The organism is Pseudovibrio sp. Ad13 (assembly GCF_001623225.1).
GTDB lineage: Bacteria > Pseudomonadota > Alphaproteobacteria > Rhizobiales > Stappiaceae > Pseudovibrio.
On sequence record NZ_LMCC01000005.1, the window covers coordinates 453,491 to 471,164 of the forward strand.

The 17,674-nt window shown below is 53.2% G+C and carries 16 protein-coding genes; 12 read left to right on the plus strand and 4 right to left on the minus strand.

The annotated features are described in order from the left end of the window. The first annotated feature begins 27 nt into the window (after positions 1 to 27). The 8 genes from PsAD13_RS08880 to PsAD13_RS08915 all read left to right on the plus strand — a co-directional run bounded on the left by PsAD13_RS08880 (position 28) and on the right by PsAD13_RS08915 (position 8,803). On the plus strand, positions 28 to 1,395 hold the full coding sequence (locus tag PsAD13_RS08880; RefSeq protein ID WP_063317903.1) for an ATP-binding protein: 1,368 nt from the start codon (positions 28 to 30) through the stop codon (positions 1,393 to 1,395). 165 nt (positions 1,396 to 1,560) lie between these two features. Further along, positions 1,561 to 2,580, plus strand: a complete 1,020-nt coding sequence (locus PsAD13_RS08885) for a PstS family phosphate ABC transporter substrate-binding protein (protein WP_057464914.1) — start codon at positions 1,561 to 1,563, stop codon at positions 2,578 to 2,580. An 89-nt stretch (positions 2,581 to 2,669) separates the two neighbouring features. Then, positions 2,670 to 4,058, plus strand: coding sequence for a phosphate ABC transporter permease subunit PstC (pstC, locus tag PsAD13_RS08890; protein WP_063317904.1), 1,389 nt, complete (start codon positions 2,670 to 2,672; stop codon positions 4,056 to 4,058). Continuing rightward, a complete protein-coding gene (pstA, locus tag PsAD13_RS08895) occupies positions 4,051 to 5,898 on the plus strand; it encodes a phosphate ABC transporter permease PstA (protein ID WP_063306599.1) in 1,848 nt (615 codons plus the stop codon). Before pstC ends, pstA begins: the two co-directional genes overlap by 8 nt. A gap of 52 nt (positions 5,899 to 5,950) precedes the next feature. Then, positions 5,951 to 6,754, plus strand: a complete 804-nt coding sequence (gene pstB / locus PsAD13_RS08900) for a phosphate ABC transporter ATP-binding protein PstB (RefSeq protein WP_063295624.1) — start codon at positions 5,951 to 5,953, stop codon at positions 6,752 to 6,754. A 33-nt stretch (positions 6,755 to 6,787) separates the two neighbouring features. Next, positions 6,788 to 7,492, plus strand: a complete 705-nt coding sequence (phoU, locus tag PsAD13_RS08905; RefSeq protein ID WP_057464916.1) for a phosphate signaling complex protein PhoU — start codon at positions 6,788 to 6,790, stop codon at positions 7,490 to 7,492. Positions 7,493 to 7,565: 73 nt separating this feature from the next. Continuing rightward, positions 7,566 to 8,261, plus strand: coding sequence for a phosphate regulon transcriptional regulator PhoB (gene phoB / locus PsAD13_RS08910; protein ID WP_063287300.1), 696 nt, complete (start codon positions 7,566 to 7,568; stop codon positions 8,259 to 8,261). Positions 8,262 to 8,338: 77 nt separating this feature from the next. Further along, positions 8,339 to 8,803 carry a GNAT family N-acetyltransferase gene (locus tag PsAD13_RS08915; RefSeq protein WP_063317905.1) on the plus strand — a complete coding sequence of 155 codons (465 nt, stop codon included), beginning with the start codon at positions 8,339 to 8,341 and terminating at the stop codon, positions 8,801 to 8,803. A 100-nt stretch (positions 8,804 to 8,903) separates the two neighbouring features. Here PsAD13_RS08915 and PsAD13_RS08920 read toward each other — a convergent pair whose 3' ends face one another. Continuing rightward, positions 8,904 to 9,464 carry a GcrA family cell cycle regulator gene (locus PsAD13_RS08920; RefSeq protein WP_057464919.1) on the minus strand — a complete coding sequence of 187 codons (561 nt, stop codon included), beginning with the start codon at positions 9,462 to 9,464 and terminating at the stop codon, positions 8,904 to 8,906. Between the two features lie 803 nt (positions 9,465 to 10,267). On the opposite strand from PsAD13_RS08920, the gene PsAD13_RS08925 reads away from it, so the two are divergent. The 3 genes from PsAD13_RS08925 (at position 10,268) to PsAD13_RS08935 (ending at position 13,513) form a co-directional block, all read left to right on the plus strand. Continuing rightward, positions 10,268 to 11,470: an aspartate aminotransferase family protein gene (locus PsAD13_RS08925; protein ID WP_063317906.1), complete on the plus strand. Its 1,203-nt coding sequence runs from the start codon at positions 10,268 to 10,270 to the stop codon at positions 11,468 to 11,470. Continuing rightward, a complete protein-coding gene (gene argF / locus PsAD13_RS08930) occupies positions 11,467 to 12,405 on the plus strand; it encodes an ornithine carbamoyltransferase (RefSeq protein WP_063317907.1) in 939 nt (312 codons plus the stop codon). The genes PsAD13_RS08925 and argF overlap by 4 nt, the downstream gene beginning before the upstream one ends. Positions 12,406 to 12,526: 121 nt before the next feature. Further along, positions 12,527 to 13,513, plus strand: coding sequence for an Hsp33 family molecular chaperone (locus PsAD13_RS08935; RefSeq protein WP_063317908.1), 987 nt, complete (start codon positions 12,527 to 12,529; stop codon positions 13,511 to 13,513). Positions 13,514 to 13,622: 109 nt separating this feature from the next. Here the strand turns inward: PsAD13_RS08935 and PsAD13_RS08940 are convergent, their stop codons facing one another. Both PsAD13_RS08940 and PsAD13_RS08945 read right to left on the minus strand, forming a co-directional pair. Continuing rightward, the gene (locus tag PsAD13_RS08940) at positions 13,623 to 14,972 is read right to left on the minus strand and encodes an anti-phage deoxyguanosine triphosphatase (protein WP_063317968.1); all 1,350 of its coding nucleotides are present in this window, start codon (positions 14,970 to 14,972) and stop codon (positions 13,623 to 13,625) included. A 67-nt stretch (positions 14,973 to 15,039) separates the two neighbouring features. Next, entirely contained in the window at positions 15,040 to 15,690 is a 651-nt protein-coding gene (locus PsAD13_RS08945) for an alpha/beta family hydrolase (RefSeq protein ID WP_063317909.1), read from the minus strand. Positions 15,691 to 15,822: 132 nt separating this feature from the next. On the opposite strand from PsAD13_RS08945, the gene PsAD13_RS08950 reads away from it, so the two are divergent. Continuing rightward, positions 15,823 to 16,668, plus strand: a complete 846-nt coding sequence (locus PsAD13_RS08950; protein ID WP_063317910.1) for a sterol desaturase family protein — start codon at positions 15,823 to 15,825, stop codon at positions 16,666 to 16,668. Here PsAD13_RS08950 and PsAD13_RS08955 read toward each other — a convergent pair whose 3' ends face one another. Next, entirely contained in the window at positions 16,669 to 17,541 is an 873-nt protein-coding gene (locus tag PsAD13_RS08955) for a transporter substrate-binding domain-containing protein (RefSeq protein ID WP_063317911.1), read from the minus strand. Positions 17,542 to 17,674: the final 133 nt, after the last annotated feature.

Here is a 17,674-nt window from a genome sequence, read left to right on the forward strand (position 1 = left end):
CACAGCGGCGTTTAGAGAGTGGCACGTATGTCCCTGGATACCGACAAGGAAGAAAAGCAGGCCAATCAGGAGCCGTTGAGATTAGGTCTCAACCGGCGTGCGGTTTATCGCAAACCCGTTGATGTGCGCTGGATCCTTCTGGCATCTGCCGGCATTTTTGCTCTCTTCTCCATAGCCTTCGACGTACCCGTCTGGGCCTCGTTCTTCGCATACGCCCTCATTTTTGTTCTGGTCATCGGCGGCGGTATGAAAAGCCGCACCAAGGTCAAAGCACCAAGCGGTGTCAGCCGCAAGGAAGCCAGCGAGATCGTCGACCGCGGCATGAAGTCCGCCGTCAACGCCCTGCCAGACCCGTGCTTTGTCGTCGATTATCGCGGCACCACCCAATACGTGAACCTCGCTGCACAGCGCCGCTTCGGCACCATTGCAGTTGGCGATCCTCTATCCTTCCGCATCCGCGCGCCATCGCTGCTGGAAGCGCTGGACCGTGTCTCCAATGGCGGCTCTACAGAAGTCATCGACTGGACCGAGAAGGTGCCGATGGAACTCTGGCTGGAAGCGCACATCGCGCCGCTCTGGTCCGTCTCCAGCGGAAACCTCGCCGTCCCCCGCGGACGCCCGGGTCTCATTCTCGTTGTCATTCGCGATCTGACCGAAGCCCGCCGCCTGGAGCGTATGCGGGCCGACTTTGTCGCCAACGCCTCCCACGAGCTGCGCACCCCGCTGGCGTCTCTGACAGGCTTCATTGAGACCTTGCAGGGCCCAGCCAAGGGCGACCCGAAGGCACAGGACCAGTTCCTCGGCATTATGCTGGATCAGGCAGAGCGCATGCGCCGCCTCATTGACGACCTGCTGTCCCTGTCCCGCATTGAGATGAAGGTGCACGTTCAGCCGGAAACCCTCGTGGATCTCAGCCTGATCATGCGTCATTCTGTAGAAACTTTGCTCCCGGTCGCGAAAGAATCGGGAGTTGAGGTGAATGTGAATGTACCTGAGGAACCTGCCGAGATTCGCGGTGAGAAGGACGAACTCGTTCAGGTCTTCAGCAATCTCATCGAAAACGCATTGAAATACGGTTCCAGCGGGGGGCGAGTCGATGTCACATGCCGTCTGGACCCTGATTCTACTGAGACACCACATTGGATTGCAGAGGTCCGCGACTTCGGTCCGGGTATTGATCCTGAGCACCTGCCGCGGTTAACCGAGCGTTTCTATCGGGTTGACGTTGTCACCTCCCGTCAGATGAAGGGGACAGGTCTCGGTCTGGCCATCGTAAAACACATTCTGACAAGGCACAGGGCTCGCCTGGAAATTGAGAGCAAACTAGATGAAGGCGCCTGCTTCCGCGTGTTCATACCCGGTGCTGTTATTTATGATGAAAATGATATCGATTAAAATAATATAATAAATTCAAATACTTGCAATGTCATAAAACTGATACGCAACGTTCATATAACCATCACAGCCAAACGCTAGGTTACAGCCAGCTCGCAGCCGGGGTGCTGTGAGGTGAACGTAGTTAAACAGTTTTTTAAAACCAAGACTCCCAGGAGACTTCAGGTGAAAATCAAGGCATTCGCAAGCGTTGCAGCGCTCGCTCTCGCAGGTACCATTGCTGCTGGTTCCGCACAGGCTCGTGATCAGATTCAGATCGTTGGTTCTTCCACTGTTTTCCCATTTGCAACAGCTGTAGCTGAGCAGTTTGGTCAGAAGACAAACTTCAAAACACCAGTTGTTGAATCCACTGGTTCAGGTGGCGGCATCAAGCTCTTCTGTGAAGGCGTTGGCGAAAACACTCCTGACATCACCAATGCTTCCCGCCGCATGAAAGGCAAGGAGCTGGTGAAGTGTAATGAAGCTGGCGTAACCCCAGTAGAAGTTACTGTCGGTTTCGACGGCATCGTTCTTGCGAACTCCAAGGCTGGCACTCAGCTGGACCTGACACTGGCTCAGATCTTCCTCGCGCTTGCGAAAGAAGTTCCAGTGGACGGCAAACTGGTTGCAAACCCATACCAGACCTGGGCAGACATCGATCCTTCCCTTCCTAACTCGAAGATCGAAGTGCTTGGCCCTCCACCAACATCCGGTACCCGTGACGCATTTGCTGAGCTGGCAATGCAGGGCGGTTGTAAAATGGTGCCAGGTGCTGCTGACCTCGGTCTGAAGAAAAAAGCGTGTCACGAAGTCCGTGAAGACGGCGCGTACATCGAAGCTGGTGAAAACGACAACTTGATCGTTCAGAAACTGGATGCGAACCCGAATGCACTCGGCATCTTCGGTTTCTCCTTCCTTGATCAGAACGCTGACAAGATCCAGGGCGCAAACATTGCAGGCGTTGCTCCAACATTTGATGCAATTGCTGCAGGCGACTACCCAGTGTCCCGCTCCTTGTACTTCTACATCAAGAAAGAGCACGTTGGCGTAATCCCAGGTATCGCTGAATACCTTGGTGAGTTCACCAATGAAGACACTTGGGGTGACGAAGGTTACCTGGCTGACAAAGGTCTGATCCCGATGCCAGCAGCTGACCGTGCAGCAGTTTCTAAATCTGCATCAGCGCTGACACCACTTGCATTCTAATTGCAAACGCTAAGAAAGCGGTCAGCATGTCCAGCTGACCGCTTTCCTGCATCCTCCAAAAATTAAAGCCAGATAAGGCGAAACAACAAATGTTCTGGACTTACGCTGCCCTTCTTCTACTGGTCTTCGTAACCGCGAATGTCTACGGGCGTTTCCGGGCGATGCAGGTTGCTGGTCATCAGCTCTCTGCACTGCATTCCCGTCCAAGCTACCATGGTGGATACTTGGCCATTCTGGCCGCTCTTCCAGCATTTGTCCTTTTGATTGCATGGGCAGTCGTTGAGCCGCGCTTGCTTGATACAATGGTTATCAGTGCAAAGGCCGAGATTGTCGAAGGGCTGTCCAAAGCAGAACTTCAGGCATTTCTGCGGGACGCGCGCGCCATCGCATTCGGCGGCATTGTGGCCTTCTCAGATGCTGGCAAAGAGCAGGCGGCAGAAGTGTTCAGCTCGCTCGCGCAAACTTCCCTTTTTCTGAAAACAGCACTGATCATCGCCTTGGTTGCTGGTGGTCTGTGGTACGGCAATCGCACCATCGCACCGGCGATGCGAGCCCGTCATTTTGTAGAGCGCACCGTCATGGGGTTGCTGATCTTGTGCTCCGCTGTTGCGATCTTCACCACCATCGGCATCGTTCTCTCGCTTATCTTCGAAAGCTTGATGTTCTTCCGCCAGATCCCAATTCTGGACTTCGTCTTCGGAACTCACTGGAGCCCGCAAAGCGCCTTTGAAGGGGCAGGGGCTGAGCACGGCGAAGCCAATACTGAAATCTTCGGTGCAATCCCGCTTCTGGTTGGCACCATGCTGATCACGGCAATTGCTATTTTCGTGGCCGCACCTGTTGGTCTGCTCTCCGCAATTTACCTCTCCGATTATGCAAGCACGCCAGTGCGCGCCATTGCAAAGCCGGTTCTGGAAATTCTGGCTGGTATTCCAACCGTGGTCTACGGCTTCTTCGCGGCGTTGACTGTGGCACCCTTTATCCGTGGCTGGGGCGAAAGCATCGGCCTGTCAGTCAGTTCAGAATCTGCACTGGCCGCTGGGCTTGTCATGGGCATTATGATCATTCCGTTCGTCTCCTCCCTTTCTGATGACGTGATCAACGCGGTGCCGCAGTCACTGCGCGATGGCTCTGCCGGTCTTGGTGCCACCAAGTCGGAAACAATCCGCCGGGTTGTTCTGCCAGCCGCTCTTCCGGGCATCGTGTCCGCTCTGATCCTCGCCATCTCCCGCGCCATTGGTGAAACCATGATCGTGGTGATGGCTGCAGGGCTTGCCGCAAACATAACGGCAAACCCGCTGGAGGCTGTAACAACCGTGACCGTGCAAATCGTCACCTTGCTGGTCGGTGACCAGGAATTCGACAGCGCGAAAACACTCGCTGCATTTGCACTTGGTCTTCTCCTCTTCTGCATCACACTTGCTCTGAACATCTTCGCTCTGCGCGTCGTGAAGAAATATAGGGAACAGTATGATTGATATCGCTCAGGACATTGCCGGTTCTGCCATTGGCGGGCGTGTCAAAGGCATTCCTTCCGGCGTCCATACGACAGACGAAGCTCGCAAGCGCCTGAAAAAGCGCTACAGCATGGAAGCGCGCTTCAAGGCTTACGGCATGGGTGCCATCGCACTGGCCGCAACATTTCTGGTTCTGTTGCTCTTCACAATTGTCGGCTCAGGCTTGCCTGCCTTCACTTACAACTACGTAAGTGTACCGCTCAATCTGAGCGCAGAAAAGGTCGATCCTGCCAATCCGGCGGGCGCAAGCTACAACAAGATCATTCGCGACGGACTGAAGGCTGAATTGCCATTCGCTTCTGACCGGAAAAACCGCCGTGTGCTCTATTCTCTGGTGTCCTCCGGTGCCAATGTCACGCTGCAAAAGCAAGCAATAGCCGATCCATCCATGCTGGGTGAGACTGGCCCGGTTGCGATCCCGCTCTCTGATTTTGCCGATCTTTATGTCAAGGGCCTGATCACAAAGAAAACCGAGATCGCCACCTCAAGCGCAGCAACAGTTTCCGGCACGGACGGTCAGGTGACCATCAGTGCGCAGAAGCCTGAGTTTGAGCAGATCCTTGCGGCGTTGAAGACCTATTATGATCGTGAAATCGAACTGCTGACAGGCAAGATCGAAGCGCGTGGCCGATCAGAAATCAGCGTGAAAACCAAGATCGCAGGCTTGGAGACCCGCTTGGCCAACGAGAAAGATCCTCTTGTTGCACAGCGCCTGACCTCTGAGGTTGAAGGTAACAAAGCTGCTCTGGTCAAGATCATGAGCGCTCTGGAGAAACAAAAAGCTGAGCTGGTTACTCTGCATGGCCATCTTGCCAACATTGGCACGGGCGGCACACTCAACGCCAACATGCCAAGCTTCTTCGTAGAGGTGAACGGCGGAACCATTAAAGCAGAAAAGGTAACACCGACCAGCGTCACCGGAACAGCCTTTATTCCGCTGTCTACGGATGCTGCCGTGCCTGCTGGCCAGTGGGGCATTGAAGAGCTGGAAACGCCAGAATCTTTCCGCAAATTCTCAGATAAAGAGATCGCCTACACCGACTATCTGGTCTCCAAAGGCACAGTTGCAAACGAGTGGAACTCTATCTTCTTCAAGTCCGGCGCAAGCCGTGAACCGGAGATGGCAGGCATTTGGGGCGCAGCCGTTGGTTCCTTCTGGACCATGCTCGTCACACTGTCCCTCTCGTTCCCAATTGGTGTGTCCGCTGCAATCTATCTGGAAGAGTTCGCACCAAAGAACCGCTGGACACATCTGATTGAGGTGAACATCAACAACTTGGCTGCCGTGCCGTCCATTGTGTTTGGTTTGCTTGGTCTGGCGGTGTTCCTCAACGTCTTCGGTCTGCCGAGATCGGCGCCGGTCGTCGGCGGTATGGTGCTGGCGCTCATGACCCTGCCAACCATCATCATCGCCTCCCGTGCAGCGCTTCAGGCCGTGCCACCAAGCATCCGCGAAGCCGCACTCGGCGTCGGGGCGTCCCGCTTGCAGGCTGTGTTCCATCATGTGCTGCCACTGGCAATGCCGGGCATCCTGACCGGAACCATCATCGGCATGGCGCAGGCCCTGGGTGAGACCGCACCACTTCTCATGATCGGTATGGTGGCCTTCATTGTAGACATCCCGGCAAGCCCGGTTGATCCCTCTACCGTGCTGCCAGTGCAGATCTTCATGTGGGCAGACTTCCCGGAACCTGCCTTCCAGCAGAAAACCTCTGCCGCGATCATGGTGCTGCTCGGCTTCCTGATCTCGATGAATGCAATCGCAATCGTCCTTCGTAAACGTTTTGAGCGCCGCTGGTGATTTGAAAGGCAAGATCATGGCATTGGAAATGACCACAGACACCGAGAGTGCAATGAATACAATGATGAGCGCCCCTCCAGCCATTTCAGCTGAAGGCGAAACACTCAAGATGCGTGGCCGCGATGTAAAAGTGTTTTACGGCAACAAACAGGCCCTTCATGGTGTCGATCTGGATGTCCGCAAAAATCAGGTGACCGCGCTGATCGGCCCGTCCGGTTGCGGAAAATCCACCTTCCTGCGCTGCCTGAACCGCATGAACGACACCATCGATATCTGCCGCGTGCAAGGCGACATTCTCCTGGACAACGACGATGTCTACGACCCGCGCATTGATGTGGTGGAACTGCGGGCACGTGTTGGCATGGTGTTCCAGAAGCCAAACCCGTTCCCGAAATCAATCTTTGAGAACGTGGCTTACGGCCCACGCATCCACGGTCTGGCACAAGGCAAGTCGGATCTGGAAGATATCGTCGCAAGTTCCCTGCAGCGTGCAGGTTTGTTTGAAGAAGTGAAAGACCGTCTGGACGAGCCGGGCACAGGCCTTTCCGGTGGTCAGCAGCAGCGTTTGTGCATCGCGCGCGCAATCGCTGTGTCTCCGGAAGTGATCCTGATGGATGAGCCGTGTTCTGCACTCGATCCGATTGCCACCGCGAAAGTGGAAGAGCTGATGGACGAACTACGCCAGAACTACACCATCGTTATCGTAACCCACTCCATGCAGCAGGCCGCACGTGTATCCCAGCGCACCGCGTTCTTCCATCTGGGCAATCTGGTGGAAGAGGGGCTGACCAACGACATCTTCACCAACCCAAAAGACCAGCGCACGCAGGATTACATCACAGGCCGTTTTGGTTAAGAATAAAAGAGCGGTACTCTAAGGAGATATCCGATGAAAGATCATATTGTCTCTTCCTTCAATGAAGAGCTGAAAGAACTGGCCGGACGTGTCGTTGAAATGGGCGGACTGGCAGAAACCCTTGTTCACGATGCTGTCACCGCACTGCTGAGACAGGACCGCGAACTGGCAACCCGCACCATCGCTGCCGACCAGCGCCTGGACAACATGCAGGCCGAGCTGGAAGAACTGTGCATCTCCGTGATCGCACGCCGCCAGCCAATGGCAAGCGACCTGCGCGACATCATCGCCGCCATGCGCATCTCCAACGATCTGGAGCGCGTTGGCGACATGGCCAAGAACATCGGCAAGCGAACACTGGCGATTGAATCTGAATTCAACAACAAGCAGCTCGCTGTGGGTGTTGAGCACATGTCTGATCTGGCACTTGAACAGCTCAAAGCCGTTCTGGATGCCTACACCTCTGGCGATCTTGAGGTTGTCCAGCGCGTACATGTTCGCGATGACGAAGTGGATGCGCTTTATACAAGCCTGTTCCGTCAGCTGCTCACCTACATGATGGAAGACCCGCGTTCCATCACCATGTGCGCGCACTTGTTGTTCTGCGCAAAGAATATTGAGCGCATCGGTGATCATGCAACCAATATTGCAGAAAACATCTACTACATGATCTCCGGAAGCCACCTTCCAACAGATCGTCCAAAGACGGACGAGCTGGCGCAGAGCACAACCGTGTAGAGTGTGTTCACTTATAACGAGCAGAACACACGCAATTGCTTTATAAGAGAAGGTGCAAAGAGAGCACTTTAATATGCCTAAGATACTGATTGTAGAAGACGAAGAACCGCTAAGCCTGCTGCTGCGCTATAACCTTGAAGCAGAGGGCTACACTGTTGACGTGTGCGCAAGAGGAGATGAGGCGGAAGTCCTGCTGCAGGAAAGCCAGCCGGACCTGCTGCTGCTGGATTGGATGCTTCCGGGCCTCTCTGGCATCGAGCTCTGCCGTCGTTTGCGGGCACGCTCAGAAACCGAGCGCATGCCGATTATCATGCTGACAGCGCGCGGTGAAGAATCCGAGCGCATCCGCGGTCTGGCAACCGGGGCCGACGATTACGTCGTCAAACCGTTCTCCGTTCCGGAACTTATGGCCCGTGTTCGCGCGATCTTCCGCCGTGCATTGCCAGAAGTTGTCTCCACAATGCTCAAGTCTGGTGACATCGAGCTCGACCGCGAAACCCACCGCGTGCGCAGAACAGGCCGCGAAATCCACCTCGGCCCCACAGAATACCGCCTGCTGGAGTTTCTCATGAGCGCACCTGGCCGCGTTTACTCCCGTGAACAGCTGCTGGATGGTGTCTGGGGGCATGATGTCTATGTCGATGAGCGCACCGTAGACGTCCACGTAGGCCGCCTGCGCAAAGCCATCAACAAAGGACGCATGAAAGACCCGATCCGCACCGTTCGCGGCGCCGGATACGCTTTCAACGACCAGTTCGCTGTTGGGTAATTGATCTCTGCTATATGCGCATTGTGAAACTGCATCTCCCTTCCAGAGGTGCAGACCAAAAACAATGCGGATAACAAATGATAATCAAGACGGTTGATCGAGCGACCGCTCATATCTACGACAATCTCTGTCAGGCCTATGAGGCAGAGTTCTCACCTCTCACACACAAACATCCAAACGCGGATGGTTTGTTTGCCAAAGACACGCTTCTTGAAGGCAACATCACCGGCTATCTGGCTTTAAATGATGATATTCCCGCCGGGTTAGCTGCAATCAGGCGGCAAGATCATCACGACTTTGAAGTCTGCGAGTTTTATGTGGTGCCAGTGTTCCGCAGACATAAACTGGGACAGCGCTTTGCGGCTGCGTTGTTTGATCAAATGCCCGGTAACTGGCAGATCAAGCAGATTGAAGGCGCTGATCAGGCCATTGCTTTTTGGCGTTCTGTTATCAGCACTTACACCTCAGGTCAGTTTTTGGAAGAAAATTATACGGACCCATACTGGGGCGCCGTCACCCGCCAAACCTTTAAAACACACTAGTTGTCAGGCCAGAGCGCCAAGCGCCAGATCAGAACGGCACCAAACACAGCAAAAAGCCGGGCTTTGGACCCGGCTCAATACGTTGCTTTTTCAGCTCAAATTAGCTTGCGCGGCGGTTGCGGCGGTCGCTGACGGGCTGATAGGCAATGCTGCGGTGATGCGCACAATAAGGTGTACCCGCATCAGACTGGCGCCCACAGAAATAGAAGTCATCAGAACTCGGATCACCAATCGGCCACTTACAGGTGCGCTCATTCAATGTCAGGATGGAGGCGCGTTCTGAAACCGGAATAAAGAGATCGGAGGTTGGGACTGGAGAAATTTCTGGTTGGATAGCTTCAATCGGTTCAACTTTAAGGGCGTTGGCACCGGCTATCGTTGGTTGAATTTGTCGGGGACTTGGGGAAGGCGCAACAGCTGCAATCGCTTCAGCCACTGTTGGTTTGGTTGAGGTGACGACCCTTGCCGCTGGGGCAGGTGCCTTTCTCGTTTTGGTTGCACCACCTCCCGATTTGGCGCGACCTGAAAGACCAAGGCGATGAACCTTACCAATCACCGCATTACGGGTCACATTGCCAAGTTCCCCCGCGATTTGACTGGCGCTTAACCCGTCTGCCCAAAGTTTGGTTAGTAACTCTACACGTTCTGCTGTCCAGCTCATTAAAGGGCCCCGTCTTCCTTCAGTGGCGCGCAAAACAGCATTCGCTCAGTTCGGACGCATCCGAAAGTGCCGCTTACCTGAGCGTGTGTGCTTGCAGCGTTCAGTAACTACGAGATGGTGTATAACTCTTATCACACAGTACTATATGGGCGTTGATACGAGCAATAACCTCAAAGAATTGAGGTGGGGAAGACTCTGGTTTTCCCCAGAATTGCCGTACTACTACTTACCTATAACAGCCTTCTTGTGGTGGGAGAAGATTATCAATCTAAAGAATAGGAGCTGTTTGTTAAACCAAGTTCCACCGCATTCTTTCCAACACAAAGTAAGAGCTGATAGCGTTACCCCGTTGATATTTAATACATATATTTACCACTGAAAAACAACTAGTAAAAAACACTAGTAAACTACAAATTGCATAACACAAGAACTAAGCGCACTCCTCTCTCATATGCCGTAGTACACGCTAGAGGTGTATTGAATAAACCTTAAGAACCGTGGAAAAAAACTGGTCATAGAGCATGGGATTTAATCTCTACTCTATCCTCTAAAAATGCCACAATGCATGCTTCTTCCGGTAGTAGCCTGTTTAAGCTGCACCAGAGGGAGAGACACAAGGCTGGCAGCCAATTCCTGAACGGGAGTAAGGTATTGCTGGCAATACGTGTTATTGACTGCCCTGAGGGAACGCGGTTTATATGTCGCTTCTCTTAGTTTCAAAACGCCACACGGCGTTTTTTTGTTTTTGTAGCAACCAGGACTTTTGAGCATATCGAGAAAGCTCAATCCATGAGGAGTAAGAAATGACGACTTCGTCGCTAATGCAGACTTATGCACGCTCAGACCTCGCGTTCGAGCGTGGGGAAGGTGTCTGGCTGATTGCGGCTGATGGTCGACGATACATGGATTGTGGCTCAGGCATTGCTGTATCCTCTTTGGGGCACGCGCATCCAAAACTGGTTGAAGCGCTCAAGTCTCAGGCAGAAAAGCTGTGGCACGTGTCCAACGTCTACACCATTCCTGAGGGCGAAAAACTTGCAAAGCTGCTGACTGACAACACCTTTGCCGATGTTGTGTTCTTCACCAACTCCGGGACCGAAGCAACAGAAGGGGCCATGAAGGCAGCCCGGCGCTACCACTATGCCAAAGGCAACCCGGAAAAAACTCGCATCATCACCTTTGAAAATGCGTTCCACGGCAGAACCATGACAGCGCTCGCCGCTGGCGGACAGCAAAAGTACCTCGAAGGCTTTGGTCCGGCCCCTGAAGGCTTTGATCAGGTGCCCGCTGGAGATCTGGAGGCGGTTAAAAAAGCTGTTGTGTCAGAAACAGCTGCCATCATGCTGGAGCCCATTCAGGGCGAAGGCGGTATCCGCACCATGGACCCGGCCTTCCTGAAAGGTCTGCGCCAGATCTGTGATGAGAATGACTTGTTGCTGATCTACGATGAGATCCAGACAGGCGTTGGCAGAACCGGCAAACTCTTTGCCCATGAATGGGCAGGCGTTGCACCGGATCTGATGGCGATTGCAAAAGGCATCGGTGGCGGCTTCCCAATGGGGGCGTTCCTCGCAACCAATGAAGCAGCCAGCGGCATGGTTCCTGGCGTTCACGGCACCACCTTCGGCGGCAACCCGCTGGCGATGGCAGTTGGGAATGCTGTTCTGGAAACGGTTCTGGAACCAGGTTTTCTGGAAGCTGTGCAGGAAAAAGGCTTGCAGTTGAAACAGAAGCTGGCCTGCGCTGTTGATCAGCACAGTGATGTGTTTGAGCTGGTGCGCGGTGAAGGCCTGATGCTTGGCCTGAAGTGCAAAGTGCCGAACACGCAAGTTCTGGCACACATGCGCAACAACGGCCTGCTGCCAGTTAGTGCCGGAGACAACGTGCTCCGTATTATGCCGCCAATGATCATTACCGCTGAAGAAATTGACATGCTCGTCCAAAAAATTGAAGCCGCTGCTGCGGATGTGGAAACCGAGCTGAAAACCGCCGAGACTGCCAAATGACCACACTGACAAAACCACAGCACTTTCTCGATATCAGCGATTTTTCCGGTGATGACCTTCGCCAGATTATGCAGGTCTCCAATCAGATCAAAGCCGCCCGCAATGGCGTTCATCGCGGGCAGGGGCCGTTGGCAGGCAAAGTGCTCGCCATGGTCTTTGAGCAGCCTTCCACCAGAACCCGCATTTCCTTTGATGTAGGCATGCGGGAACTTGGCGGCGAAACCCTGATGCTGACAGGCGCAGAGATGCAGCTTGGTCGCGGAGAGTCTATTCCAGATACCGCCCGCGTGCTGTCCCGCTTTGTTGACATGATCATGATCCGCATGCTGGACCATGATGCCGTGAGAGAACTGGCAGAGTACGCAACCGTTCCCGTCATCAACGGTCTGACCAAGGTCTCGCATCCTTGTCAGATCATGGCCGACATCATGACCTTCGAAGAACACCGCGGAAGCATTAAGGGTAAAACCGTTTCCTGGGTGGGCGATAGCAACAACGTTCTTTACTCTTGGATCGAAGCGGCAGCAAAGTTTGACTTCAAAATTAACGTCGCCGCACCAAATGAACTGACAGTACCTCTTGAATGGATCGAAAAGGCCTATACATCCGGTGCTGAACTCGTCGTGACAGACGACCCGTTTGCTGCTGTGAAAAACAGTGATTGTGTTATCACCGATTGCTGGGTGTCCATGGGAGATGATGAAGCACAAACTCGTCATAACCTGCTGGCTCCTTATCAGGTCAATGAACGCTTGATGAGCGAAGCCAACGATTCATCTTTGTTTATGCACTGCCTGCCTGCGCATCGTGGGGAAGAAGTGACAAATGAGGTGATCGACGGCCCGCATTCTGTGGTATTCGACGAGGCAGAAAACCGACTCCACGCCCAAAAAGGCATTATGGCGTGGTGCATGGGTGCTTTGCCTGAAGGATAAAGCATATCGCTGAAAAGTGGCTACCGGTTTTCAGGTAAAGATATGCACAAGGATAGAGCATATCGCTGAAAAGTGGTTTTCCGGTTTTCGGATAAAGATATGCGCAAGGAAAAATAATAAAATGACAAATACACCTGCTCAACCGACCGCCGCTGGCGTTGACGCTGTTGTTCCTTTTGCTGTTGAGGCATTGGACGTGCGCGGTCGGGTTATCAATATGGGGCCGGTGCTGAACTCTATGCTGGCGCGGCACAAGTACCCTGCGCCAGTCAACAAGCTGCTGTCAGAGGCAATCGTCCTGACAGCCATGCTTGGCAGTACCCTCAAGTTCGAAGGTCGCCTGACCTTGCAAGCCCAGACCGATGGTGCAGTCTCCACGCTGGTTGTTGATTTCAACGCGCCTGACGGACTGCGGGCAATGGCACAGTTCAGCGAAGAGAAAGCTGCTGAAATCGCGGCCAATGATGGTTTCAAACCAGACCATCTGCTCGGCAAAGGACATCTGGCCTTCACCATTGATCAGGGCGTGCACACCAGTCGCTACCAGGGTATCGTGGTCCTGAATGGCACGACCTTGGAAGAAGCTGCCCATGAGTACTTCCAAAAGTCAGAGCAGATCCCGACATTCGTCCGCCTCGGTGTGGCTGAAGTGCTGACCAAAGCAGAAGAGGGTGGCGCTGATCACTCCTGGGCTGCCGGCGGTATCATGGTTCAGTTCCTGCCTCAGTCTCTGGATCGCCTCAAACAGGCCGACATCCATCCGGGCGATGCACCGGAAGGACACGAAGCTCACGAGATTGACGAGGACGACGCCTGGGTTGAAGCGCGCTCGCTGGTCGAGACCGTAAAAGATGACGAGCTCATCGATCCAAGCTTGACTGTCGAAGGTCTTCTGTACCGCTTGTTCCACGAACGTGGTGCATCCGTCTTCTCCCCGCAGGTGATGGCAGATAAATGCACCTGTTCAGAAGAAAAGATCACTGCCATGATGCAGAACTTTTCTGAGGCAGACAAAACTGAGATGAAAGCGGAAGGAACCGTCCACATCAAGTGCGACTTCTGCTCCAAGGATTATGAGCTGGACGCGAACAAGGTGTTCGAGGACTGATCAACGGTTGAAAAACGTAAATAACGCAAACCAACGCATTAAAAAACGCTGTCAGAGATTTTTTGGCAGCGTTTTTCTTTAACTTATTGATAGAAAACAGGAATTAAAGCTACACGCGGTCAAAGATCGACCCCATGCGCGGGCTGAACAACCGATCATAGGTTTTTAGAAGCATCATATCCGTCATGCTCGCCACGTAATCACAGACGATCCGTGAACCTTCTTCAGTTTGTTCGAAGTCAGCATAAACCTCTTCCGGCAAGAAAGCCTTCGGCTCGCTCATCAAGGTTTCAAAGACAGCCACCACCATGGTTTGTCCTTTAAACTCAAGATGCTGTACATTTGGTGCCTGAATAACCCGTTCAAACACAAAGCCTTTGAGTGCATCCAGCACCTTCGCATGGCCATCTGGCAGAACCGCCTTGTACTTCAAAAGCGGCTCACTGAAGGCCTCGCTTTCCTTGATCTGAGCAGCCACGATAAAGAAGTGGACCAGCTTTCCGATGAACTGCTTTCGCCGGTTAGCATTGCCAAACAGCCCGGCAATCATCTGCTCATAAGCATTGCCGGAATACTTCTCCGGATTGCTCTCAATCAGATCATCCAAGAATGCCACGCAAACCTCTGCTGAGATATCCTCCCGGAACTGTTCCTCCCGAACCAGCCCCAAAGCAATCGCATCTTCAAAATCATGGACCCCATAGGCAATGTCATCTGCCAGATCCATGATGGAACAATCCCATGATTTAAAACGGGATTTTCCGTGTTTTCCGTCGTTACGCTTAAAGTTACAGAACAGCGAGCGGTCCCGCTCAGAGAGTGGTTCCAGCACCCAGTCGACGATCTCTTGTTCCCCATCCATAAAACACTTGGGCGGAGCAGAGCGCTTCCGGTCAATCAGGCTCACAGTCGAGGTGTTGGGGTTAAGCCGCGGGGATAATTCAGGATTATGGACCTTTGAGAACGCCACCGGATACTTCATCATGCCCAGTAATGCCCGCCGCGTCAGATCAGCCCCGTGTCTGGCAGACATCTTCTCCAGCTTTGAAACAATGCGCAGGGTCTGGCCGTTTCCCTCATATCCGCCAGCACCGCGCATGCAGTAATTGAGCGCCACTTCACCCCCGTGCCCAAAGGGTGGGTGCCCGATGTCATGGCAGTAGCTGATTGTATTGACGAGGCTTTCCTCTGGAATGTAGTCGTAAGCCGGATGATCTTTGAAGAACGTTCGGAACTGACGCGTGATGCCCGACGCGATCTGCGCAACTTCCAGTGTATGGGTCAAACGGGTGCGATAAAAGTCGCTATCACCCAGATTGAGAATCTGGGTTTTCCCCTGCAGGCGGCGAAAGGCATGAGAATGAACGATGCGGGCATAATCCACATCATAGGGTGTCCGCGCATCATCCGACTTGGGAACCCAACCGCTTTGACGAGCCGTCCAAACAGCATCACTCACTTCAACCACTCCGCAATGAATCGAATAAAAAAAAGCCCCGCACAACAAGGCACAGGGCAAAATACTATCAGGAAATCAGCGACTTAAAGAACTCTGCGGTCTCTCTGGCAGATTGTTCAATATTGCCTTTCCAGGTCGCGGGAGAAGCACCGCGCGGGGCAAGGTCGTGGTTTCCATCCTCCAACCAGAAAAGCCGAACAAACTCAGGTAAATCAACAGCTTCCACCTCAGCCTGATGTCCCATCTGATCCCGGTCACCCTGTGTAATCAAGATAGGGCGAGTGGATTTCTGCAATGGCTCAAGCCGCCAGTCCGCCAGCTCTTTCTTCGCTTCTGTATGGAACGGATACCCAAGACAGACAACACCAGCAATACGCTTCGGCAGGCTCTCTCCACCCGCCAGCATTGCAGCAACGCGCCCACCCATGGACTTGCCACCAATCAGGACAGGGCCTTGAGTTTGCTCAAGAATATCCTGCACAGCGCTCTGAAATTCGCCAATGAGTTTGTCCGCCCGTGGAGGAGGAGCCTTCTTGCCTGTCTCCCGGCGCCTCGCCATGTAAGCAAATTCAAACCGCGCAACAGCAATGCCATTCGCAGCCGCGGCTTCCGCAAACCGGTTCATAAAATTGGCATCCATCGGCGCACCCGCACCATGAGCCAACACAAGAGTGCCAAGGCACTCACCTTCAGGACGTGTCCATAAAATCTCAGTCATGAAGCTATTTTAGCGCCTCTTTCACGACAAAAGTGACAGGAAATTTACTTGTCCCCGTCTTCAATAAGCACCATATTCAAATTAACTAATATAAATGCGCAGGAAATACGCGCTAATCGAACGGAATTCATCATGGAAGAAGGCGTCATTCGCCTGGGAATATTTGCGGGCGCATTCTTAGTGTTCGCATTCTTGGAAATCTTCATCCCAAGACGTTCAGAGAGCCAGGAGCGGCCAAGGCGATGGTCAACCAACCTTCTCCTGTCGATAATCAACACTCTGATGCTACGGTTCACCTTGCCTTTTGCCGCAGTATCAACGGCTTACTGGGCGCAGGTGGAAGGGTTTGGTCTCGCGCACTGGCTGGCAATCGACCCTGTTATAGCGGGCGTAATCGCGTTTTTTGCGCTCGATTTTGCGGTCTGGGCCATGCACGTAGCCAGTCACAAAGTCCCGTTCCTCTGGCATCTGCATAAAGTCCATCACACCGATCCACGCTTCGATGTCACAACAGCGTTGCGCTTCCATCCGCTGGAAATCGCGGTCTCCATGCTCTGGAAAGTGATTGTCGTCGCACTCCTTGGTGCACCTGTTCTCTCCGTAGTGATTTTTGAAGTTGTCCTCAACGCAGCCGCCATGTTCAACCACGCCAACATCAAGCTCTCTGACAAAGCAGACCACATCTTGCGCTGGATGATCGTGACACCAGACATGCACCGCATCCACCACTCTACCCGTCCGATTGAAACGGACAGCAATTACGGCTTCAACTTCCCTTGGTGGGACAGGTTGTTCTCCACTTATGTGAATGATCCCAAAGGCGGTCAGGAAAACATCACCTTCGGTCTGAGTGAATTTCAGGGCACAGAACCACGCCAGTTAGGCTGGTCATTACTGTTGCCCTTCAAAGCCTTAGCGCATGTGCAAGGCTGGCTTTCCAGCCGTGTCAATAAAGATGGCACGCCGAAACAAGGATGATCAGAAGAAACCGCGGGGGAAATATCTGAGATAGAGTTCCCCGAGACGACCGTTGGATTGAAGGCGGGTAAGACCAAGATTGATCGCATTCAACATCTTGGCATTGCCTGCCTTTGTTGCAATCGCCAATCCGCCGCTGAAGTAGCTCGGGTCCAGCCACGGCCCTCCTGCAAACTTGCAGCATCCGTCGGCGGTACGTGTATCCAACCAGAATGACAATCTCATCCCATCACCAAACAGGGCATCTACCTTTGACGTTGACAAAGCATTGCGGACGAGCTCTTCATTTTCAAATGGAACTGCAACTGCGTCTGTAAAAAAACGTTCCAGAAATGCTTCATGACGCGACCCTTCAACCACAGCGATGCGTTTTCCACCCAGTGTTTCTGGCAGAGGTTCCAGTGTACTGCTCCTGCCCACGACAAAGCGCCCTGGAAATCGCATGTAGATCTGAGAGAATGACAGTTTTTCTAGGGTTTCCGGTGTCATACTCACTCCAGCAATGACAGCGTCGGCTTCTCCATTAAACACAGTATTGGCCAAGTGGTTAAACGGAATGATCTTAAGACTACAGGCAGCCTTGAGACTCTGACAGATCTCGCGGGCAAGATCCACGTTGTAACCCATCAAACGCTCTTCACTATCTCGAAAAATGAAGGGTGGAAAGTTATCTGCAGCAATGAAACGGATCCGCTCCGGCGCCTTGCCGGTTGTCGCAAGACCGGACTGCCCGCCAGAAAACAAAGGGATAACTACCGATGACGGGTCTGATCGAGACTTTACTCCAATTTCCGAGCCACTGTTTCCCCCTCCCAACAATGGAGAGCTCTGGGAAACCTCCCAGCTATCCGAGCCATTTGCATTCTGTGCCATAGCATTTGACGCCGCGAAAATGAGCGGCTGGGCACTACATAAAATCAGCAATATGAAGAATATGGGGAAACGCAAAAGCTATCCAATCCAGTTTGCGACAGAGCGTAAGCCTAACGGGAAATTCTCAAGGAGA